The following is a 22,799-nucleotide window of genomic DNA, read 5'->3' as shown; positions in this document are numbered from 1 at the left end:
CTGATCAAGTTCCGGAGTCGAGTGGCTGGACCGGGGCGAAATGAAGGAAGGGGGTCTCGTCGCTCTTGTCCGCGATCTGCCGGTGCCCAAGGACGGTGCCCGCGTGGCTCATGGCGGCCAGGAGCCACACGGACTTGCGGCCGGGAACGCGGGATCCGTGCAGGACCTTCCCGTCCACCGCCACGACCCTCGACCGTGTCCCGGCCCGGCGGGAGTCGTCCCTAGACCAGAGGAACGCGCAGACCGCGGCATCGAGGGCGTCGCCGTTCGAGACGGCTGAGCAGCCGCATCACCGTGGTCGGGTGGGGCACTGAGACCGTCTTGCTGAGCGGGTCAGTCCGGGGTGCGTCCGCGATCCACTCGGCGGTCGCGGTCAGGGACCGAGCGCCAGACAGATATCGCATGAAGCGGGAGCCGTCATAATCGCAGTTCAAAGCGGGTATGCGGCCGATCCAGACGGCTGTTGGAGCCTGGAGCGACTCCAGCACGGAGCGGCACCCCGCGCTGGAGCGCTCAGGGCACTCTGACACTCCTACGCGGCTTGGGGCCAAACCGATGCTCGGCTCCTTCGCACCCTGCCACCGAGAGGCACGGACCGCGTGCCTCCTGAGGGGCGACCAGCGATGGCCCCAAGCCCTGGACAGTAGATGCCCGCAACCACCTCGGCCGGGATCGAGATCCGCGCCGTGAACAGTTGCAGTGAACTGTTCACTACGTTTTGCTTCCGGTATGGCACAGTCCCTCCGTCCCCAGGCCCTGCAACGCCAACGATTGTTCAGAGACATGAGGGTGGAACAGCTCGCCGAGGCTGTAGGGGTTACGCCACGTGCTGTACGCCACTGGGAAGCGGGAACACGGACTGTTGGTGACCGAGCTTTCGGCCGATTGCTAGAGGTTCTGCGGTGTGGTGCGCAGGATCTGACAGGGCGCGAACCGGGTACCGAGAGCCTGGCCGACTTGCGTCGTGATGCTGGCTTGAGCACGGAAGAGGCCGCCTCAGCTCTACGACGCAAGCGTGGTGCACACGGTCTGCATATCAGCGCCGAGAAGATCCGCGATCTTGAACGCGGCAGACGTGTGCACGGCTGGATGTGGGGATCTCCCGAGACCCTGGGGAGAGTGGCGCACATGATCGCCCAGGTCTATAGAGTCCCCGACCGGGTGGTGATGGATGCCTGGCGCCGCAGCCGCCCGGAGGACCCTCTCCCAGTGCTTCCCGTCCGACGTCCCCGTCAGCCTTCCGAGGAGTCGATGGCTGTATGGAGGGCCCTCAACGAGCGGCAACGTACCTATCTGACGTGCATCTTCCGTCACGACCAGGAGGTAGAGGAAGAACAGCGGCAGGCCCGCTTGGTGGGAGCGGAACAGCGACCGGCAGCCGAATGGCGGCGCATGACGTTGGCGGTCTCCGCCTCGTCTGATGTAGTCGGGTACACCCGCATTCAGGAGGGGCTGCGCGCAGCGGGGGTACATGACCCAGGAGCTGGATCGTCGGTGGCCGCTTTGGAGCGGCGTGGCCTGATCGTCGTGTACCGGGACCGGCTGTATGTCGACGGTCTGGGGGATATCCCCCGTACCCGGGTGGAGATGACCCGGCACGGGCGAGCGGTGGCCCGTGCGGCCCTCGGGGCTCCCCGGGAAGCAGGACCACCTGCGCCGCTGCTGTCGTTGTGGCTCTGGAAGATCATGGTCCGGGTCGCGCGCGCCGGAGCGCAGGGGGTGGACGGCAGCCTCGCCGGGCGTGGGCCGCATTACCTGGCGGTGGGGCAAAGCCCTGATGGACGGACCCCGAGCCGGGGCTTCATCGTGTTGCGGCACCCCGACGGAGTGACTCACGGACCGTACCGGTGGTTCCTTACCGACTCCGGGCGAAGCCACATCGCCGACCACCTCGACGCCTACTGCGGCCTGTATCCCAGCATCGACACCGAGGGCCTCGACGAGAGCTCTGGCTGAACTCCCCTCGGGATTCCCAGGGCCCATTGTCAGTGGCCTGCCGTATGGTCCGGCACCTGATGCAAGCTGACGACACAACGGACATTCAGCAGACTCACGCACTGCTGGAAATCGTCAAGGCGTTCGCCGTGTGCGAGCACGCGATGGTCGGCGAGGGACTGGACGGGCCGAGACGCCTGGACCGCCTCATGGAGGCCCACGGCATCCTGATGGCGGCATGCGGCCCGGGGCACCTGATCCTGTTCGACGAACTGATGGGCAGGCTCACTGGCGACCGGGCTGGCTCCCTGGAAGGGCTGCTGCCCGACTGGATCGACAGCGAGGCTCTCGCTGGCGTGCGGCTCATGGACAGCGAGGGCGTTGCCACGGAGGACGGGTTCGACTTCCGGCACGAAGCCCAGCGCGTCCTGCGGGCCGCGCAGAAGGTCGGGAAGTTCACCGGGCAGGTAACGAAACCGAAGCTGGATGACGAGTACAGCCAGGAAGCCGTCTTCAGCGCGATCAAGGGCTCCTTCTACCAGAGGCACCGCACCACTCTGGTTGAGAACCCGACGGTGCCGACGGGCAGTCTCATGGAGCTCAAGCTGCCCTCCCGGGCGAACGACTTCTACAAGCCGATCGCCCAGTACGCGCAGTTCAACGGCTGGTGGTGGCCCTGCCCCGCCTGCAAGTGGCCGATGAAGGTGACAGCTGCCCGGACCGGCGCGCGCACAAGGGGCAGGGTGCGGTGTCTGTACCCCTGGCACGAGGAGACGGGCGCGTCGTACGAGTTCGTCGTGACCGCCCGGAAGAAGTCGGCCCCCGAACTGAGTCCGACGTTCGAATGCCGGGTCCCGTCCGGCCGGTTCGCACGCCTATGGACCGGGGCCGTACCGCACGTGCCGCAGGCCAAGCCGGCCGCAGAGTACATGGCGCTGGTACGGCCGGTGTGGCGCTACACCGTCATCCCTGGTCTACCCGAACTGGCCCTGCACCGAGCCGCCGCGGCGGCCCTGGAGGGAACCGCCTGGACATCACATCTGTGGCCCAACGGGGACCAGTGTGACCTGTGGATCACCCGCGAAGGAAGCGAACAGCCGCACTTTCCTGCTGACTTCAAGGACTACACCTGGCCGAATCACCTGGTCAGCAAACTTCATATGGACGGCGGCGATAAGGGCGGCGCCGAGTACCTGGTAGTGCCCGACCATCGCCAGGACCAGGTGGCCCAGCTCCACGCGGTGTGCCGCACATACAGGATGAAGGCGGCGATGACCGCGACGGACTACCTCGAGATGGTCATCACGCAGATCAAGGAGGGCAAGGCGTGAGCGGGGAGATGACGGGTAAGGAAGCCGGCCTGGCTGGAGCACTCGCTCTGGCCGCGCACTACTTTCCCCGCAAGGACGACGAGGGGCGCATCCTGGCCGGCTTCGAAGAAGCCACGTTCTTCGCCCACCGCAAGCCGCAGGCATGGTCGGATTGGGCGAGCTTGCCAGTGGCCGAGCGGAACCTGATCCGTCAGATGATGGCCTTGATGGCTCCCGAATGGACGGATGCGAAGAAACTCAGGGCCGCCGTCCTCGCGCTCCTAGGCACCCTGGCCCCCGATCCCGACCTCGCGGACAGGTCGGGAGGTTCGCTGCGGCTGCCGGCCGGAGACCCACAGCTGGCCGAGGCGGTGATCCCCAGGGTGGGAGGGGATTTCCTCGGATACGCACAACGCGTCACCGGGCCGTTCTTCACCTTCGGCAAGCGTCCCAAGGCACAGGCGTTCGCGGGCCCAGGAACCCTCAAGACGAGGACGGCCTACCTGGGCCAAGAGCACGGCACGACCAGCAGAGAGATCCATATCCAGGCGACTCCCGGCTTCCTTGCAGCGCCCGGCCACGAGGTGCTCCCACAGGTGCACACCCGCCCGCAGCGCGACCGGGTCGCGCCGACAGTGAACCAACTCTTGGATGTCGCCAAGATCCTTAGCGGCCAGGACAAGAGCGTCGCCTACCTGCACAAGGTGCTCAAGCGCTTCTTCAAGGCAATGAAGACGACCGACGGCGAGCTGACCGAACTGGACCTGACGTCCGGAGACCTGCAGATCCTCAACGCCCCCACGGGAAGCGGCAAAACGGTACTCGTACGGGTCATGGCGTCCTGGGCAGCGCTCAACGACCGGCGGATCGCCCTCGCCGTCACCGATGTCCGCGCCACCCTGGACATGGCCTGGGACATCAACAACGACCTGGCCTATCTGCACAAGAACAAGCACCTAGCCGAGCCCGCTCACTGCACTCCGCTGATGTCCCCGTCGAGCATGCACCGGCGGGCCATGGACTACGCCGCCCTGGGTACCTCCACCCAGATCGACGAATGGGACCGGCGCGCCAGGACCGACATCGCGCTGCTGTCGGCCGGCTGCGCGCAGCGGGCGTTGATGGACCCGCCCACCCTGTATCCGTACGGGGAGGAGAACTGCACCTCGCTGACCTCTCCGGCCACCGGCTCCACCCGGCTCACCTGCTCCTTCGCCCCGGTGTGCGGCAAGTTCCAGCAGTTCTACCGGGCCACCGACGCGGCCGTGATCGTCACCAACCACGCCAACCTCCTGGAAGGCCGCACACGCATCGGTGTCGTCCTGGACGGGCAGGAGTTCCGCGGCAAGGCACGTGGCACCAGGGGCATGAGCGTGCTGGAGATGACGCTGCGCGCCTGCGATGCGGTGGTGATCGATGAGATCGATGCCTTCCAGACGGCCGCCATCAGCCGCTGTACCTCGGAGCTCACTTTGGCTTCCCGGAAACGGACGACCGCGTTGCGGGAGATCGACTCGGACGCCAGGAACCTGCCCGTCGTCCATGAGATGGCCCTTGCAGCGCCGGTCAGCCACGCGCGGCTCATGGCCGAGATGCTGCTGCTGTGGCTCTGCTCAGGCAGCGGGCTCAGGTTGAACCCGGGCAACGAGGCGGACAGCCCTGACGGGGCCAGCCGCGACAACACCGGCTGGCGCCTGGCCCGCTCGAGGGACCGTGAAATCCTTCAGCTCCTGTTCCCCCACCAGACCGCGGCCGACGACGTTCCGCCCGAGCTGTTCGCCTTCCTCGACGAGATCATGCCCGCCCGCTGGTACGCGGCCGGACCGGATGAGGAGGCCAAGCTTCCCGACGGAGCCGACTGGGACGCCATCCAAACAGCCCTGACGATCCTCACCGCGCAGCGCGGCCAGGACCACCTCACCGACACTCGCGACGCGATGCGCACGCTCCTGCGTGAGCTCGTGTCCGATGCGCATCAGCAGGCCGCCGTGGTGAACCTGTTGATCACCCGCACCGTGCTACGGGAACTCGACAGCGCGCTGGACGAGCTGCGCATGCAGGCCCAGACCTTGCGCTATCTCGACCTGGGATCGGTCCGCAAGATCCTTGAAAGCATGCGCAGCAGCACGGTCGCCACCCTCTACCCCCTGGCCATGCTGGGCCGCTCCATCCACGGCTACCAGGTCAAGGGCATGGACAAAAAGGAGCAGGAAGCGGAACTCCTGTCACGTTCTTTCGGCGGCGATCCGCACACCTTCGTCAGCGAACTCGGCGGCCTCACCGCCCTGCTGGCGGCCGGCGTGCAGCGTCCCGTCATGGGCCTGTCAGCCACCGCCTACCTACCACAGGCCGTACAGGAACACATCCATGCCCCGGTCCGCTGGTGGCTCCCCGACACCCGTCCGGAGTCCATCGTCACCCTCGCCACGCCTGTACGGGGCAGCAGCGGGGATGCCATGAGGATCGGGGGTCTCCCGCCAGAGCTGAAGCCCAACGCACTGCGCGATCTCGGCCGGGGCCTGTACGAGCAGCAGCTCGCCAAGCGCCTGGCCCGCCTGGAGAAGCACGAACCGGAACGGGCCCGCGTCATCCTCGCCGTCAACTCCTATGAGCAGGCCGCCTACCTCGCCTCCGGGGTGGCACAGGCCGACGGGCTGAACCACCGGATCTGCCTGCTGGTGAAGAAGCCGGAGAAACAGAACTACGAGGAGCACCTGCCTGCCCACGTGGACCGGATGGTCCGCGAAGAGCTCAAGGAGTTCCCCGACCGCGGAGAGATCCTTATCGCCCCCCTCGCCGTCATCGGCCGGGGCCTGAACATCGTCGTCGGAACGCGCTCGGCAGTCCGCGACATCTATCTGTGCGTCCGGCCTGTCCTGAGCATCGAGGACACCGACTGGCTGCACGCAAGCGTCAACGCCGCCGGTTACAACACCCTTCCGGCCGGCGGCAGCGACGAGCCCTTGGCCGTCCTGCGCGCAGCAGGCGAAGCCTCCTGGAAGCAACTCACCAAGATCCTTCGCTCCCCGGCCCGGTTCTCCAACATGGACCACGACCTGCGCAAGGAACTCGTCGCAGGAATGCTCGTCCTGCTCATCCAGCTCGCCGGCCGTGCCCGGCGGGGCGAGACCGACATGACCCTCCACATCGTGGACCACTCCATCCACGACAAGAAGTTCAGCTCCGACCTGGCCACGATCATCGAACAGATCTACCGCGACTGGACTCCGAAACAGCGCGACATCATGAATGAGCTCTACGGTCAAGCGCTTCAGGCATTCCTGACCTATGCAGGGCTCGACCGCGAGACGCTCTGAACTGATCACGCCCGTCGCCGCCTTGCCGCGGCGGAGACGGACCCGCATCCTCTCCCCAACGGAGAGACCGAGAGACGAGGTACCCCCGCTCATGGGGCGAAGCAACACGCAGCGGGATCTCACCGCGCACACCACATCGATCCGGTGCACCCCCGAGCTCCTGGACGGCATGACCGCCCTGGTCTGGGACTTCGGCGACTACCACTCGCCCATCCGCACGGCCTGGAGGGATTTGGGGAGCACGGCCTCAAAGAACGCGAAATGGATCAAGGGTGTCCAGGAATCCGACCCCTTCCTGGTCCCCTATTCCATCGCTGTCACCGTGCTCCAGCAGATCACCGATGGCTACGTCTACCTGGACAAGTACCTGGCCTTCATGGTGACGCTCAACCCCGTGGAGCCCGACGCCCTCAGGACGGTCTTCACTTACCTGGAAGGCATCGTCCGCCGGATTCCTCTGGATGAGATCCCCTTCATGGATCCACCAACCTTGGCCCGACTGGTCGCGGACGTCGATCCTGAGCGCCGAAGCCTGGCTAAAAACATCCTCCGGGAGGAAGACGGCAAGCCCGCCAGTCCGGACAGCTGGGCCTACGAGGCGGTGAAGTGGCACATCGCCAAGAAGCTGGCGGCAAAGCCCTTCCTCGACCGGGAAGTCGAGCCGGTCCGTGAGGCGTACGAGGCGGCGAACGGCCAGGTGAAACACAGGACCGTCGGCTGGCAGCCCTCCGACAACGTCGCGGCCGTGCAGTACCGGCCCATCAGCAACGGTGACCTGATCGCCTGGGAACAGCCCATCGGCCCGGTCTTCGCCACCCTCGCCCACCCGGTCGACCTCGCCGAAGCGCTCAAGGCCCGTCCCGAGAACCCCACCCGCAGTCAAGTCCAGTATGCGCTGTCCCGCCTGTCGGTGAAGATGGCCACCTACACGGCCGAGCCGAACCCCGTCCTGAATCTTGACGCTCACATCCGGCGCATCAACAACACGGTGATCCACGCCAGCACCGTTCTCGTGGACCAGGGAAGAGACCGGCCGATCATGTCTGTGTCCCTGGATGGGCGCGGTCTGCGGCAGACGAACAAGCATGCGCTGGAAATCCTGGCGAAGATGGACGCCGACCGGTCTTCGCTCAACGCCATCGAGGAACGCGTCGCCGGTGAGCGCAGCCGCCTGAACGCCAGGGACGAAAATGGCAAGAGGATCGACATCCTGACTCCTCCTCCTGGCGCGATCAGGCCGACCATGCCGAAGACGGATTCCTTCGCTGTCGGTACCGGCGCCGGCATCTACCATCTCTCCCTGCTGCGGGAACACATCCAGCGAGTCTTCGGTGACGCCGTCTCCCTGCTCGACCTGAAGTCGAAGGGGAATGTCTTCGGTAAGCGTTCCCACGAGCCCGCCACCGCCGCCCAGGAGAAAGAGAAGAAACAGAAGAAGCAGGATGGCGAATACGTCGATCTCATCGGCAAGCCCTCCCCGGAGGGTATTCGCCGTTCCATCGAAGCGGCCGGATACAAGAAACTCCGCATCCTGTGCCTGTGGTACCGCGACGCGACCCTCACGCGGATGATCCACGGTCTCGCCCACCCCTACGGGCTGGACCCGGAGGGCATCGACCCGGATCCTGGCGGAAAGAAGTCCTTCCCGCTCGCGGACGGCATCGAAGCTGTCTTCTGCAACGCCGAAGCCCTGCTGGAGCACGGCCCCGGCACTCAGCGCGCCACTGACGCCCAAAGGATCGCCGGCGCCTTCGCAGAACCCGGCGTCCTCCTCGCCGCCTGGTGTGAAACAGAGATTCCGGTGCGCGGCGAGGAACACGAGGGCATGAAGCCCGCCGAAGTGAAGACCGCCCTGGTGGAGAACGACGCCAAGCACCAAGTCGTCCGGGAGCTCGCCAAGGCCGCAGTGCCGTCCCAATTCCTCGTCGGCCGCGAGTACGACCCGTTCACCAAGACCTTCACCATCATCAAGAGGCCCGCGAAAGCCTTCGATGATCACCGCGTCTACATGGGTCTGCTGGACCTCTACCGTTCGTGCGGGGTCGTGGACGACCGCTTCGAGCGTGCCCTCTACCCCGGCGACGACCCCTACCCGCTGCCCCGCATGGCCTTCTGCGGCATCCACATCCGCAAGCAGGCCACGGACCGCAAGTACAAGGGCCAGCCCAAAAGGATCATCACCGCCAGCGTGATCATCCCCTCCCCTGAACCCGGCGGCCCGTGGCGCATGATCGGCTGGAGCAACATCCACCCGCAGTGGGAGCACTACGCCCTCGCACAGAGCAACTTCCACGCCGCCAACTACCCTCTTCACACTGAAAACGGCGACGGCGAAATCCAGCGCTGGGCACAGGCCGGTGAAGACGTCCGCACCGCCCTCCAAGAGCTCCACGACGAACTCGACGGCCTGCCCTACGCCTTGATGATCGACGGTCACGCCAGCCGCCGTGTATGGCCCGGCCTCCACAACAACAAGCAGGGCCTCGGAAAAGATCCCGGGGACCCGCGCCTCTGGCTCCCCGCAAGCGGACTGCCCCCGTCCTGGAATCCGGTCAGCATCATCCGCATGAACTGCGCGCAGGCGGAAATGCCCCGTCTGGTCGCCGTCACCGAGAAGCAGAAGAACGGCAAGACCGTCCCGCTCAAGACCTCCAGCGACCTCTACTACCCGGAAGCCCGGCCCGAAGGCCACCCCTGGTTCCTGTTCACCGAACCCCGCAACTACGGCAAGAAGCGCCACGGGCAGTGGAAGACCCGCTGGCGCGCCGACCCGGGGAAGGCATCGAAGAATGCCGACGAGCGCAAGGAGAACGAACTGAGCGCACCGTGGTACAGCATGACCACCAGGGAGATCACCCCCATGCACACGCGGGACGGCTACGACCGAGAGATTCTCGCGGTTGCCGCGGCACGGCTTTGTCACCAGGCGCTCTCCTGGTCAGACCGGACGCGATACCCAGCCCCGCTCCACGCCGCGCTTCAGATGGACCTTGGCCACCCCCAGTACCGACGCTCCGAGCCGAAGGACTTTGAGAGCATCGAAATCCTGAGGGAAGCCAGCGGCACCGACCTGTAGGTATAGGGACGGCTCCGAGCCGTTCGGCGTGGTGGCCTCGAAGATGAGGCCGCCACGCCAAAGGGCAGCAACGCTGGCCGCACTCATCTCAGGTGGAGTGACGGCCTCGTCTGGCACGAAACGCCCACGCTGTGGCCCCGAACGGATGCACAGGCGATGATCTGACGAGACGACAACGATCTGATCGACGCTTTCAGCTACTCCGTGGGCCGAAGGTCCGCCCTGCCCCCCTTACGCGTTCTGGAGTAGATGTTGTCCTTCACCGACGCCATCGCGGCACCGGACCAAGATCAGGACCCCTGCAGGTCGCTGGTCCACGTGGCATACGGTTATGCAGTTGGTCTGATACGGCCAGGACATCACGTGCCAAGGCGCGTTCGAGTGTGCTTGCGTCGCGCCCAGAGCTCAGTTGTGTCAACGGTCATTAGGCTCTGGACGAACCGCTTCGGGACGATCTCTGCAGCCATCCTTGGCCGTTCGACAGCACGAAGCGCTGGGTGCCACCTGGAAGAGGGTGTCGCTGTCGCACGGCCCCTCTGATCAGGCAAGCGCCTCCGCCTGTCGGTGAGGGGACAGCAGGATCGTTTATACGGCGACGGTGAGCGGAACGTCCAAGCGCTCCCAGGCACCAAGAACGGCCTTGTGCGCGTCCGGTTGAAGGTGAGCGTAGCGCTGGGTGGTCTGGAAGCTCTCGTGGCCGAGGAGGTGCTGGACCTCGTAGAGCGAGACTCCCTTCTGGACCAGCCACGAGGCACAGGTGTGGCGCATGGAGTGTGGCGGGTAGTGCGGTACGAGTTGCTGCTCGCCGTCGGTGTCGAAGTAGTGGGCGGCCTCGACGGTGGGCCACCAGGTCTGCCGGCGCCAGTTGCTGTCGGCGAGGAGCCGTCCGGCACGGCCCTTGGTGATGGTGGTGAACACCACGGCGTCCCGGTCGAGCCGGTGGATGTGGCGTTCGAGGGCCTCCAGGACGTGGGGCGGGAGCGGGACTTCTCTACGGCTCTTGGAGCTCTTGGGGTACTCCTTGATGCCGCTCTTGCTGTTGACCTCCACCACGAACAGGCGCGAGCGGCGCTGGTCGATGCGGTGGCGATGCAGGCCGGAGAGTTCTCCCCAGCGCAGTCCGGTGTAGAAGCCGAGTAGGCACATTGTCCGCCAGGGGGCGGGGAGTTCGTCGAGGATGCTCTGCGCCTGGTCGAGCGTGAACCACTGCGGCGGCTTAACCGCGATCTGGGGCAAGTCGATGTTGCGGCACGGGGTCACCGCCAGGACATCGTCGTCGACGGCCGCGCGCATCATGGAGGACGTCAGGTTGTAGGCCCGCTTGATCGCAGCGGCCCCCGCGCCCTTCTCGATTAGGGTCCGGATCCAGCTCTGGACGTCCATGCGGGTGATGGCCCGCAGCTCCCACTCCGCCCAGTAGGGCATGACGTGGTTCTTGATGTTGGAGGCGTCGCCTCGCAGCGTGTGGGGCTCAACAACGCGGGCGTTCCACCACCGGTCGTGCCACTCGCGGAACGACGTTTCCCTGGCCCGCGGGTCGCGCATGCCTCCGCGGGCGAACTGGGTCTCCATCTCGCTGCCCCAGGCGCGCGCCTGCGCCTTGAGGGGGAACGACTCGCTGAACCGGTCTCCTGTCCGGTTGCGTACGGTCGCCTGCCACTTGCCGGACTTCAACTTGCGGAGGTACGAGGCTCTACTCCTTGTTCGAGGTGACGGGCCTGGGATGGGCCAGGGTCAGCGGCGGGCGGCCGGCGGTACGACGGCGCGGCGGCTGATGAACTCGTCGAGGCTGGCTGCGGGGACCCGGACGCGGGACCGACCTGGTCCGGTACGGAGGTCGACGACAGGCAGGTCGCCGGCAGCGATGAAGCGGTAGACGGTGCGGCGGTCTACGTCCAAGGCGGCGGCGACGGCGGGGATGGACAGCAAGCGTGCGGGCATAAAGGGGACCTTGAGGTGGGGTGGGCTGGGCGCCCGGCGAGTCGGCAGCCGGAGCATCGTCCGGTCCAAGGCGGTCAACAAGTACTGTCAGGGCAGTGGGACCGCTTCACGGAGCGCCTCGACCAAAGGGAGGCTGATCACCTGACGGCTTCGTTGGGGGTGAGGACCACCGGTGCGGATGAGCTGGTAGCGCCCGCGCTCTAGGTGTCAGCCTTAGAGCGCGGGGCGGGAATCACGACCTGAGCGAGTCCGGAAGGGCCATGGCCAAGGCCAGATGGTCCCAGTCGATTTCGGCCTTCTCCGTGCGGAAGCAGTGCGGGTAACGCAGCGCCAGCCAACTCGGGGTCACGCCGGCCCACTCGGCAACCGTGACTGCTGAGATGCCCATCCTGAGCCACTTCACCACGCAGGACTCACGGAGGATGGAGATGGGCTCCCCCAGGCGCCACGAGTATCGCTCGTCCCTTGGCAGGACGGCCTCTTGAGCCTGCTGCCACATCCGCTTGTATACGGAAGCCGAGAGCGGCCCACCTCGCGTACCGGGAAACAGCAGATCGTCCCCCTGCAGGCCATCCTCGCTGATCCACTCACGCAGGAACTCGACGAACTGCGGCTGGAGGGGAATCTCCCTCGCCATCCCTTTATGGCGGGCCGTCAACTTACCCACGTCGCCCACCGGGAGCACCACGTCGCTCACTCGCAGGGCGCGAGCCTCGCTTGGGCGCAGAGCCTGCTCGGCCACGAGGCGCATGAAGGGGGGCACAGAGAAATTGGCACCCGCCTGCCCACGCATCCACTCGAGCAGCGATCGAACCTGCTCCTCGGTATACAACCATTCTTCGTCCATGACCTCGACAGACACAGCTCTGACCTCCTCAGGGAAAATGACTGAATGCGTCACGCGGGGATCAGCGCGACAGGTTCAATGGTCTGCAGAATCGCCGGTTTGGCTAACCGGCGATCGTCGGCTATGTTTCGCCCCACACGGCGCTCACGACATCCAGGGGTATGCGGAACAGCAGGGCGTAGCCGCACTTCTCCGGACCGCTCTAGGTTTGCTTGCTTCGCCGCGTCATTCCAGTCCGTTGCGCCCTCAATGTGTCTGCCGTCGGCGAATCAACACGCGCCAGCATCACGAAGGAGCGCGCTGCCAGCGCACTCGCCTTACTGTCGCCGCAGGGGAAGAGAGCAGGCGCCTTCTAAGCGCCTGCTCTATCACGAGGCGCACCCTGCAGTGACCCTTCGGCTTCGGCGGGCTGTCCGAGAACGCATGGAAGTGTGGAAGCGGAACTCAGGAATCAGCCGTCGAATAGATCGGCTTGCTCCCAACGGGCTGACGTCGGCTCGCCCGAGTCGAGCAGATTCCCAAGCTGCGCCGCTTCCTCGGCGGACAACCCTAGGAACAACCGAAGCGTGGTTCCCAGCAATTCAACGAAGGGAACAAGCGCTCTTGCTCCCGGCGGGCTGGCGATCCTGCTGATGAAATTACACCGCAGGGGAACTCGGGTGGACGTCAGAGCCTGCGCTTCAATTACACCCTCTTCCCGCCCCAACGCGGCGCTGATGCCGTCCAGTTGCGGGTCATGAGTGACGTCTTCACCCGGCGCGTCATAGCCGATACTTCGGTTTGTCATCAGCATGCGGATGGATGTCAACGGGATAGCAAACGCGGCGGCGCGTTCCCGGACCTCCGCCAGTAGGGGTGCGTCAAATTCTTCGGGAGCGTGGAGATCCTTCCGACTGGAAGCCACGTAGGCGATGAATCCGGGGCCGTGAAGGCCAAGATGCCCATCCTTGATGACCCAGCGCCACGCGTCACCGTTGCTCGGTGAGTCCGGTTCCACCACCATGCAGACGTGCGCCTTCCACGTTTGCACCGCGCTGCGCATCAACTGCTGGAGGTTGGGGGTGTCCGTGATGTCTGTCCGCAGGAGAGTCTTGGCGTCCACGAGCGGTCGGATACGTCGCCAGAATCCGGCATCCCTGATCTCCGGAGAGGCCAGCAGCAGGTTCAGCGAGGTCTCGTCAAGAGACGCCAGGTGGGGCACACTTGCCGGGAACTCCGACAAGGAGCGGCCGCTCCCCTGCCACATAGCCGCCATCAATGTGGACATACGGCGCGAGACGTCGGGCACCGTGTGCCTGGAGACCTGCGAGAGGGCCAGGCGAGTAGGTTCCGTTCGGCCTTCGCGCGCTGCCTCCACACCCGTGCCGACCGCGTACAGGAAGCGGTCGACTTGACCCGCTTCCATGATGCCGCGGCCGCCCTCGACGATCGCATCGGATGCCAGAGCGGTTGGTGTCCTCGTGGGGGTGCGAGCCGGCAGTGCCCCGAGCCCGGAGGGATCGAGGACAAGGGTGTGACGTTCCTCGGCAACGGCTTCCAGTTGCTGTCGCGCAGGCCCTGTCCCCAGGTGGACAAGGGGCACAACCAGCGGTTGCTGCTCGCGCTCGAGAAGCTGGACATCCGAAGCCAGAAGCCCCGGATCGCCGGAGGCGCGAAGGTAGACCCTCCGTTCGGAGCGGTGAGCGCCGGAGCTCCATGTGAGCAACAGATCCGGCACGTAGGTGTGGTTGAAGAAGTCCGTCCGAACGATCCGGGCTGTGGGATAGACGTCCAGGAGACGTCGTTGCACCACATCCTTGACGCGCTCGACCGCCTGCCGGGGATCGGGGTGGTCGAGCGCACTGTTGATCTCTGGCGCCACCGGCGTCACCATGCCGACCTCCCCTGACTGTTGTAGAAGTTGGCCACGACTCCGCGCCAGTCGTCCAATGGAACCAGCTTCTCTTGCTTCTCTGACATCACGACCAGCCAGAGTCGCTCTGACAAGTCCACCAAGAGCTCATCCTTGATCGACTCTGCAGCCGTTTCGGGATCTTCGATACCGAAGATGCGCTGCGACTCTGCGAGAACGGCCTCTCGGATCGCCTGTGGGCTGGTGAGCTGGTCCCAGTCGTTGGCGCGGAAGGGTGCCCAACTGATCCACATATAGTGGTCCCCGAGCATGTAGCCCTGGCTCAGCGCCACGTAGCACTTGGCCAGGAAGCTTTTGTACGCCGGGCCTTGGTCGCTCGCGTTCCGCCGCCACTTCACCTCGGCGCAGAACATCTGGCCGTCCCAGTCGCCGCCCCGCATGACCCCGCCGAGGTCGTACGAGAAGGAATTCTCGTTCCCGTTCGGCCACCGCAGGGTGAGCTTCCGCGCCCATACACCCTCGAGGTTGGTGTAGGACTGGGACACACGCATGGTGCCTTCGAGCCAGCGCTTGACTCGTTGCACCGCCTCGGCGCCCTTTACGTGCTCTTCTTCACCCGGCACAGCGCAAGAGTATCTTTACGTACTATCTCCGATACAGAGTGCGAGGAACCTGGCGAGCACTCGCGCGTGAGGCGCCAGCCACGCTGCGGCCGCAATGATCCTCGTCGCCGCTGAGCGACACGGCGCTCCCCCACCTGCGCGCCGCCGCGCTCGAACTCCGCGTTCTACGGTCCAGCCTGGCGTTTGGGCTCGTACGCACTCCAGCCCTTCAGGTACGGCCGCAGGTCATCCGGCGACGGTTCACGCGGCGTCGGCATGCCCGGAGGCTGCCGCAGCGGGTCGATGTCCCGTGCATACCGACGCGCCCACTCCAGCCAACGAAGCTGCGATCCCGTGGGCTGTTGGTCACCGTCCGTCTCCAGGACTTCAAGACGCCGCTCCAGGGCATCGCAGTACTCCCCGATGAGGACAGCCTCACGCCATCGTCCGGCCTCATCACGCAGCACCGCAGCGAGTTGCTCATGGCGCGCCGATTCCTTCGCCTCCTCCACGGCTGCCCGCCAGCGCGTCTCGCGCTCCCGCCGCCTACGTTCATCGTTCGCTCTGCGCTCCGCGTCTTCCACCGCACGCTCTTCGATCTCTGCGAGGATCACGCCCAGAGCCTGCTCAAGCGACCTGTTCTTCCGGTCACGCCAGCGTCCCGACCGCCTGGTCAGTCCGTGCGCGACCTCGACTACGAGGCGCGCGGAACGCTCCGGAATTGTGGACTCGGGGAACTCCTGCCTGGCGGTGATGGTGTAGGCGAAGCCGTCAACGACGATGTCCACTCCGCCCTCGCGCCTGTAGAACCGTGAGTGGACTGCTCTCACTCCATAGCCTCGCCGCACCGCCTCAGCCGCGAGCCCCTGAAGCAACAGGAGTGACCTGCGGCGCAAGGGAGACGGCATCACCAAGCGCTGGCCGTCGCCTTTCAGCGCCCCCACAACCGGATGAAGATGCGCCAGCCGCGCGGGCACGGGAACCGGACCGCTCGCCGCCGGACGCTGGCTGCGCGCGTTGGGGTGCGGGCCCTCAGCAAGGAAGAACTCCAGGCCGCGCCCTCCGTACGGAACCTTCTCGATACGGCGCCCTTCCGGCTCCATGCCGTGCCGCTTCGCGTAGTTGACGACGCGCCGCCACTCCGCGACCTCGCCGTCGCTCGGGTCCGTGAACCGAACCCGCCCTTCGGCCGACAGCCGCTCGACCAACTCCCGTGCCTTCGCTCTCCGCGCTTGAGCGACGGGACGCTCGCTGTAAGGCGACGGTGAATCGCTCGGCACGGCGGCATCGCCACCTTCCTCGAACGGCGCAGGTACCCGGTCAGACGTGGCACACACCGTACGCGCCGACAAGCGAACCCACCCGACGATCCGAGGCGCGCTACCCCTCGGGCAGGACCGTGGCCGCCCACGCACGTTCCTCAGCCCACGCTGCAGCCCAGGTCACAGCATCCCGAAATACACCTGACGCACCATCAGAACGAGCGTCAAATGAGCGTCAAGACACCTCGGAGAGCGTCATTTGAGCGTCAAGATTTCGCCCGTAACGCCCATAGCGCACATCCCGCACACCGAGTAAAGCCGCAGGTCAACGGCCCTTTTCGGCAGGCTCAAGGATCGCGACGCACTCCACGTGGTGGGTCATCGGAAACAGATCGAACGCCCGAAGCGTCCGCACCCGATAGCCGCCGTCCCGGAAGTACCCCAGGTCCCGCGCCAACGCGGCCGGATCACAGGCCACATACGCGATCCGCCGCGCGCCCAGCGAGGCCAGGTGTTCCACCGTCTTGCGGCCCGCCCCCGCCCGCGGCGGGTCCAGCACGATGAGGTCGACCTCCGAGATCCCCGTGCGCGGCAGCACGCTCTCGACCTTGCCCTGCTCGATCCGCACCCGCTCGAAGTCCGCGAGGTTGTGCCGCGCGTCCTCCACCGCCCGCTTGCCCGACTCGATGCCGAGGACCGCGCCCTGGTCGCCGACGCGGTCGGCGAGGGCACCGGCGAAGAGGCCGACGCCGCAGTAGAGGTCGAGCGCCATGTCGCCCTTGCGGGGCAGCAGGCCCTGCATGACCGCGGTCACCAGGGTGTCCGCGGCCTTCGGATGGACCTGCCAGAAGCCGCCTCCCCCGACCCGGTGCGTGCGGCCGTCGGCGCGTTCGCGGACGAAGGGGCGGCCGTGGACGCGGTGGACACCGCCGGAGCGCTCGTCCACGCGCAGGACGGAGACCGGCCGGTCCAGTTCGACCAGCGGCAGGCGCGCGCCGGGCTTGGGGGTGAGGATCACCTGGCGGTCCTGGGAGCCCGTCGCCGCGATCGCCTCGACGGAGTCCATGCCCGTCCAGACCCGCTTCTCGATGCCCAGCTCGCTGACGCCCTCCGCCGCGATCATGCAGTGGTCGATCGGCTCCACCTCGTGCGAGCGGTGCCGGCGCAGGCCCGCCCGGCCGTCGGCGGTGACGGCGTACTGGACGCGGGTGCGCCACGCGGGGACCTGGCCCGCGGGCACCTTGTCGCCCTCGGCGGGCAGCACCGTGCCGTCCCAGCCGGCTTCCTCGGGGGTGAGCCCAGCGAGGTGCTGGAGCTGTTCGGCGATGACGTCGGCCTTCAGGCGCCGCTGCGCGCCGGGCTTGGCGTGCTGCCAGTCGCAGCCGCCGCAGCGGCCGGGGCCGGCGAACGGGCAGGGCTCGTCGATGCGGTCCTTGGAGGCGTCCAGCACCGTCACGGCGTCGGCGCGCAGGAACCGCGCGCCCTCCTCGCCCTCCGTCACCCGCGCCACGACCCGCTCGCCGGGCAGCGCGTGCCGTACGAACAGCACCTGGCCCTCGGACGTACGGGCGATGCAGTGGCCGCCGTGGGCGACGGGGCCGACCTCGACCTCGTACTCCTCCCCCACCAGCGACTTCCTCGGTTCTGCCTGCATGGCGGGGTGACTCCAAAACACGTGAGGGGGAAGGGCCGAAACGGGAACGGCCGGACGACAGCCCACCAGTCTACGTGGCTGTCGCCCGGCCGTTTCACACGAGCCGTCGCCTCAGAGAATCATCACGACTTGTGCTCGGAAGACTCCTTCGACCGCACCTGCGCGGGGCCGCGCCGGACCGAGCCCGGCGCGTTCCAGTCCTGCTGCCGGCGGGCCCGTCGCTTGGCCGCCTCGGAGGACTGCAGCTGGTACGGCACCGAGGTCACCATGATCCCGGGCGTGAACAGCAGCCGGCCCTTCAGGCGCAGGGCACTCTGGTTGTGCAGCAGGTGCTCGTACCAGTGGCCGACGACGTACTCGGGGATGATCACCGACACCGCGTCGCGCGGCGACTCCTTGCGCAGGCTCTTGACGTACTCGATGATCGGCCGCGTGATCTCCCGGTAGGGCGAGTCCAGGACCTTCAGCGGGACGTCGATGCCGCGCCGCTCCCACTCCTCGCGCAGCGCCTTGGTCTCCGTCGGGTCGACATTGACGCTCAGGGCCTCCAGCGAGTCCGAGCGCATCAGCTTGGCGTAGGCCAGGGCGCGCAGCGTCGGGCGGTGGATCTTGGAGATCAGCACGACCGAGTGGACGCGGGAGGGCCGTACGAGGTCGTCGCTCGGGCCCTCGGGGGCGGCGATCTCGGCGGCGACTCGGTCGTAGTGCTTCCGGATGGCCGTCATCGTCGCGTAGAAGATCACCATGCCGAGCAGAGCGACCCAGGCTCCGTGGGTGAACTTGGTGAGGAGGACGACGACCAGCACGAGGCCGGTGAAGAAGGCACCGAAGGCGTTGATGGCCCGGGAGCGGATCATGTGGCGGCGCTTGGCCTGGTCCTTCTCGGTGGCCAGGTGGCGGTTCCAGTGCCGGACCATGCCGGTCTGGCTGAGCGTGAAGGACACGAACACGCCGACGATGTAGAGCTGGATCAGGCGGGTGGAGTCGGCGCCGTAGATCCCCACCAGCAGCCCGGCGGCGCCGGCGAGGAGCACGATGCCGTTGGAGAAGGCCAGCCGGTCGCCTCGGGTGTGCAGCTGGCGCGGCAGATAGCGGTCCTGGGCGAGGATCGAGCCGAGCAGCGGGAAGCCGTTGTAGGCGGTGTTGGCGGCGAGGAACAGCACCAGCGCGGTGGCCGCGGCGAGGATGACGAAGAGGAAGCTGCCCTTGCCGAAGACGGCCTCGGCGACCTGGGAGATCACCGGGTTCTGGACGTAGTCCCCGCCGAGCGGGACACCGTTGTGGAACAGGTCCTTGGCCGGGTTCTCGGCCATGCGGACGTCGGTCGCGGCGGCCAGCGCGATGATGCCGCAGAACATGGTCACGGCCAGCAGGCCCATCATGGCGAGGGTGGTCGCGGCGTTCTTCGACTTGGGCTTGCGGAAGGCCGGGACGCCGTTGGAGATCGCCTCGACGCCGGTGAGGGCGGCGCAGCCGGAGGAGAAGGCGCGCAGCAGCAGGAAGACCAGGGCGAAGCCGGCCAGGCCCTGGTGCTCGGGCTTGATGACGTAGTCCGCCGTCGGTGCCCGCATGCTGTCGCCCAGGACCAGTCCGCGGAAGGCCCCCCAGGCGATCATGGTGAAGACGCCCGCGACGAACACGTAGGTCGGGATCGCGAACAGCGAGCCCGACTCCTTCACCCCGCGCAGGTTCATCAGGGTCAGCAGCACGATCACCCCGATCGCGCAGAGCACCTTGTGCTCGACCACGAACGGGACGGCGGAGCCGAGGTTCTCGATGCCGGAGGAGATCGACACCGCGACGGTGAGGACGTAGTCCACGAGCAGCGCGCTCGCGACCGTCAGGCCGGCCTTGGGCCCGAGGTTGGTGTTCGCCACCTCGTAGTCGCCGCCGCCGCTGGGGTAGGCGTGCACGTTCTGCCGGTAGGAGGCGACCACGGTGAACATCAGCACGACGACCGCGACGGCGATCCACGGGCTGAAGTGGTACGCCGTCACTCCCGCGATCGACAGGACCAGCAGCACCTCGCCGGGCGCGTACGCCACGGAGGAGAGCGGGTCGGATGCGAAGACGGGGAGTGCGATGCGCTTCGGCAGGAGCGTTTCGCCCAGCCGGTCACTGCGCAGTGCGCGCCCGATCAGGATCCGTTTGGGCACGTCGGTCAGTTTGGACACAACAGAGGATCGTAGGCGTTCGATTGCGGGGGGGGCCACCCGCCACCCCCCATCGGCGTTCCCTCTGCTCTACGAGTGAATTCAGAGGCGCATGCGGCTGAGGATTCCGCAGGTCACCCGCTTCTCATGCCTATATGACTAAGCCCCGTCCGCTTCCCGGCCGTTGCCGCCCCTGGAGGTCCCATGCACACGCCCGCCCAGTTGATCGGCGCCGCGGCCACTCTTGTCGCCCTCGGAATCCTGACGCTGGCGAGCGTGCGCAGCATCAGCCGCCGCAAGGACGTGTCCCCGGGGGCGCGCTAGGCGTTCGGGGCCCCGGCCGCTCGGATCGCTCCGGATCCGCGGCCTCCGACCTCCGGGGCCCCCGGACCTCCGCCCCCGCCCCCTCGCCTCTCGGTCTCGTGGCTCATGGCGGGTTCCTCGAGCCCCTGGGGGCCTTGCGGGGCCCCGGCAACGCCCTCGGCTTTGCGGATACGTTGGAGTCGGGCAGCCGAACGCGGCAGTGCCCCCGGAGGGCATCATGGCGTGATTCCACCGGCATGATGTTGCCCGGCGGCCCGCACGCAGGCCGCGACGTGATGCCTGGCGAGCCGAAAGAGAGACATGAGCACGACATTCATGAAGCCCAGAGGGCCTGCAGGAAGCGCGGTGTGACGCGATGCATATTGTGATCATGGGTTGCGGAAGGGTGGGTTCCGCACTGGCCCAGAACCTGGAGCAACAGGGGCACACGGTCGCCGTGGTCGACCAGGACCCCACGGCCTTCCGCCGGCTGGGCTCCTCGTTCGGCGGCCGCCGGGTCACCGGTGTCGGCTTCGACCAGGACACCCTGCGCGAGGCGGGCATCGAGGAGGCCGGCGCCTTCGCCGCCGTCTCCAGCGGTGACAACTCCAACATCATCGCCGCCCGCGTGGCCCGCGAAATGTTCGGCATAGAGAACGTCGCCGCCCGCATCTACGACCCCCGCCGCGCGGAGGTCTACCAGCGCCTGGGCATCCCCACCGTCGCGACCGTCCGCTGGACGGCCGACCAGATGCTGCGCCGTCTGCTCCCCTCCGGCGCCGAGCCGCTGTGGCGCGACCCCACCGGCGGCGTCCAGCTCGCCGAGGTGCACACCTCCACCGCCTGGGTCGGCCACAAGATCAGCCGGATCCAGGAGGAGACCGGCGTGCGCGTCGCGTTCCTGACCCGGCTCGGAGAGGCGGTCCTGCCCACCTCGCAGACGGTGCTGCAGGAGGGCGACCTGGTGCACGTGATGATGCGCACCGACGAGGTCGACAAGGTCGAGGCGGCGTTCGCCAAGGGTCCCGAAGAGGAGGGCGGTCACTGATGAGGGTCGCCATTGCCGGAGCCGGCGCCGTCGGCCGCTCGATCGCGGGCGAACTGCTGGAGAACGGCCACGAGGTCCTGCTGATCGACAAGGCGCCGACCGCCATCTCGGTCGAACGCGTCCCGCAGGCCGAGTGGCTGCTCGCCGACGCCTGCGAGATCACGTCCCTGGACGAGGCGGCGCTCCAGCGCTGCAACGTCGTCATCGCCGCGACCGGCGACGACAAGGTGAACCTGGTGGTCTCGCTCCTGGCCAAGACGGAGTACGGCGTCCCGCGCGTCGTCGCCCGCGTGAACAACCCCAAGAACGAGTGGCTGTTCAACGAGTCCTGGGGCGTGGACGTGGCCGTCTCCACCCCGCGTCTGATGTCGGCCCTGGTCGAGGAGGCGGTGAGCGTGGGCGACCTGGTCCGTCTGCTCCGCTTCAGCCACGGCGACGCCAACCTGGTCGAGCTGACCCTGCCGGAGGAGTCGGCCCTGGCCGGCACGCAGGTCGGCGACGTCGACTGGCCGCAGGACACGTCCCTGGTGACGATCATCCGCGGCAACCGCGTGCTGACCCCCTCCCGGGAGGACTCCCTGGAGGCGGGCGACGAGCTCCTCTTCGTGGCCGCGCAGGCCCGCGAGGAGCAGCTGGAGGACCTGTTGTCGGTGCGGCGGAACGCGGCGAGCTGAGCCCGTGTCCGAGTCGGCGGAAGGGGCGTCCCGGGTACTCGGGACGCCCCTTCCGTTCCGTCAGCGCGGGGGGACCACTGCGCGCGGGAGGATCACTGCTCGGCGGACCGGGCGGCGGCCTGCCGCTCCCGCTCCTCGGCCGCCTTCTCCTCCGCCTCCATCTCCGCGAACACGTCGATCGGCGCGGGTGCCTTCGCGAGGAACACCCACGTCAGGTACACCGCGAGCAGGAAGGGCGGGATCTTCAGGGCGATCAGGATCCAGCCCAGCTGCGTGGTGTCGGCCCACCAGTACAGCGGGAAGAGGATCGCGCACTTGGCGAGCAGGATCGTGCCCCACGCGTAGCTGGCCTTCGCGTAGGCCTTCTTGCGGCCCGGGTTCCGGGTGCGCCAGGAGAGGTTCTCCTTGAAGACCGGGCCGAGGATCAACCCGATCAGCGGCACCCCGCACAGGGTGGTGACGATGTAGGCGAGGCCCAGTCCCAGCGTGTAGAGCATGCCGGGCAGGTAGAAGTCCTTGGCGTTGCCGGTCATCATCGCGAAGACCACGCCGAAGGCCACGCCGAAGACTCCGCTGAACGCGTGCTTGACGGTGTCCTTCATCACCAGCCGGACCACGACCAGCACCAGCGACACGGCCAGCGCCGCGATCGCCGACATGTGGAGGTCCTTGTTGATCGTGAAGATGGTGACGAAGAGGAGGCCGGGAACCACCGTCTCCACCATGCCCCGCACGCCGCCGAACGCCTCGAACAGGGCGGCCTCGGTCACCGCCCGGGCGTCGTCCGCAGATGTCTCTTCGGTCGGCTTGTCGAGCGACGTCACC

The 22,799-nt window shown here is 67.1% G+C and carries 16 protein-coding genes and 1 pseudogene; 7 read left to right on the top strand and 10 right to left on the bottom strand.

Annotation, left to right across the window (positions count from 1 at the left end; all coding sequences use genetic code 11):
- Positions 1 to 4 precede the first annotated feature (4 nt).
- On the bottom strand, positions 5 to 184 hold the full coding sequence (locus ABTX60_RS31810) for a hypothetical protein (protein WP_352100458.1): 180 nt from the start codon (positions 182 to 184) through the stop codon (positions 5 to 7).
- A gap of 545 nt (positions 185 to 729) precedes the next feature.
- Here ABTX60_RS31810 and ABTX60_RS31805 point away from each other — a divergent pair.
- The 5 genes and pseudogenes from ABTX60_RS31805 to ABTX60_RS31785 all read left to right on the top strand — a co-directional run.
- Positions 730 to 906: pseudogene (locus ABTX60_RS31805) on the top strand (helix-turn-helix domain-containing protein); the annotation flags it as partial.
- A gap of 588 nt (positions 907 to 1,494) precedes the next feature.
- Positions 1,495 to 1,956 carry a hypothetical protein gene (locus ABTX60_RS31800; RefSeq protein ID WP_352100474.1) on the top strand — a complete coding sequence of 154 codons (462 nt, stop codon included), beginning with the start codon at positions 1,495 to 1,497 and terminating at the stop codon, positions 1,954 to 1,956.
- Between the two features lie 59 nt (positions 1,957 to 2,015).
- Positions 2,016 to 3,266 carry a restriction endonuclease-related protein gene (locus ABTX60_RS31795; protein ID WP_352100457.1) on the top strand — a complete coding sequence of 417 codons (1,251 nt, stop codon included), beginning with the start codon at positions 2,016 to 2,018 and terminating at the stop codon, positions 3,264 to 3,266.
- Positions 3,263 to 6,562 carry a hypothetical protein gene (locus ABTX60_RS31790; protein WP_352100456.1) on the top strand — a complete coding sequence of 1,100 codons (3,300 nt, stop codon included), beginning with the start codon at positions 3,263 to 3,265 and terminating at the stop codon, positions 6,560 to 6,562. Before ABTX60_RS31795 ends, ABTX60_RS31790 begins: the two co-directional genes overlap by 4 nt.
- 91 nt (positions 6,563 to 6,653) lie before the next feature.
- Complete coding sequence (locus tag ABTX60_RS31785) at positions 6,654 to 9,638, top strand: RNaseH domain-containing protein (RefSeq protein ID WP_352100455.1); 2,985 nt, start codon at positions 6,654 to 6,656, stop codon at positions 9,636 to 9,638.
- A gap of 585 nt (positions 9,639 to 10,223) precedes the next feature.
- Here the strand turns inward: ABTX60_RS31785 and ABTX60_RS31780 are convergent.
- From ABTX60_RS31780 to ABTX60_RS31745, 8 genes are all read right to left on the bottom strand, one after another.
- Positions 10,224 to 11,312, bottom strand: a complete 1,089-nt coding sequence (locus ABTX60_RS31780) for a tyrosine-type recombinase/integrase (protein WP_352100454.1) — start codon at positions 11,310 to 11,312, stop codon at positions 10,224 to 10,226.
- A gap of 60 nt (positions 11,313 to 11,372) precedes the next feature.
- Positions 11,373 to 11,579 carry a helix-turn-helix domain-containing protein gene (locus ABTX60_RS31775; protein ID WP_189595995.1) on the bottom strand — a complete coding sequence of 69 codons (207 nt, stop codon included), beginning with the start codon at positions 11,577 to 11,579 and terminating at the stop codon, positions 11,373 to 11,375.
- A 232-nt stretch (positions 11,580 to 11,811) separates the two neighbouring features.
- On the bottom strand, positions 11,812 to 12,441 hold the full coding sequence (locus tag ABTX60_RS31770) for a tyrosine-type recombinase/integrase (RefSeq protein WP_352100453.1): 630 nt from the start codon (positions 12,439 to 12,441) through the stop codon (positions 11,812 to 11,814).
- Between the two features lie 436 nt (positions 12,442 to 12,877).
- A complete protein-coding gene (locus ABTX60_RS31765) occupies positions 12,878 to 14,299 on the bottom strand; it encodes a hypothetical protein (protein ID WP_352100452.1) in 1,422 nt (473 codons plus the stop codon).
- Complete coding sequence (locus ABTX60_RS31760) at positions 14,293 to 14,901, bottom strand: hypothetical protein (RefSeq protein ID WP_352100451.1); 609 nt, start codon at positions 14,899 to 14,901, stop codon at positions 14,293 to 14,295. Before ABTX60_RS31760 ends, ABTX60_RS31765 begins: the two co-directional genes overlap by 7 nt.
- A gap of 164 nt (positions 14,902 to 15,065) precedes the next feature.
- Positions 15,066 to 16,088 (bottom strand): hypothetical protein, encoded by a 1,023-nt coding sequence (locus tag ABTX60_RS31755; RefSeq protein WP_352100450.1) that lies wholly within the window; start codon positions 16,086 to 16,088, stop codon positions 15,066 to 15,068.
- A 379-nt stretch (positions 16,089 to 16,467) separates the two neighbouring features.
- Positions 16,468 to 17,796 carry a class I SAM-dependent RNA methyltransferase gene (locus ABTX60_RS31750; RefSeq protein ID WP_352100449.1) on the bottom strand — a complete coding sequence of 443 codons (1,329 nt, stop codon included), beginning with the start codon at positions 17,794 to 17,796 and terminating at the stop codon, positions 16,468 to 16,470.
- Positions 17,797 to 17,918: 122 nt separating this feature from the next.
- Entirely contained in the window at positions 17,919 to 19,970 is a 2,052-nt protein-coding gene (locus ABTX60_RS31745; protein ID WP_352100448.1) for an APC family permease, read from the bottom strand.
- Positions 19,971 to 20,628: 658 nt separating this feature from the next.
- Between ABTX60_RS31745 and ABTX60_RS31740 the strand changes: the two genes are divergently transcribed.
- A complete protein-coding gene (locus ABTX60_RS31740) occupies positions 20,629 to 21,300 on the top strand; it encodes a potassium channel family protein (RefSeq protein WP_094053911.1) in 672 nt (223 codons plus the stop codon).
- A complete protein-coding gene (locus tag ABTX60_RS31735; protein WP_344462869.1) occupies positions 21,300 to 21,974 on the top strand; it encodes a potassium channel family protein in 675 nt (224 codons plus the stop codon). The genes ABTX60_RS31740 and ABTX60_RS31735 overlap by 1 nt, the downstream gene beginning before the upstream one ends.
- Positions 21,975 to 22,066: 92 nt before the next feature.
- On the opposite strand, the gene ABTX60_RS31730 is transcribed toward ABTX60_RS31735, so the two are convergent.
- Entirely contained in the window at positions 22,067 to 22,798 is a 732-nt protein-coding gene (locus ABTX60_RS31730; RefSeq protein ID WP_352100447.1) for a DUF3159 domain-containing protein, read from the bottom strand.
- Position 22,799: the final 1 nt, after the last annotated feature.

This window comes from Streptomyces sp. NPDC126510, from assembly GCF_040302345.1.
Classification (GTDB): domain Bacteria; phylum Actinomycetota; class Actinomycetes; order Streptomycetales; family Streptomycetaceae; genus Streptomyces.
The sequence above is the reverse complement of the archived record's forward strand: the minus strand, read 5'-3'. Positions and strand labels throughout refer to the sequence as shown.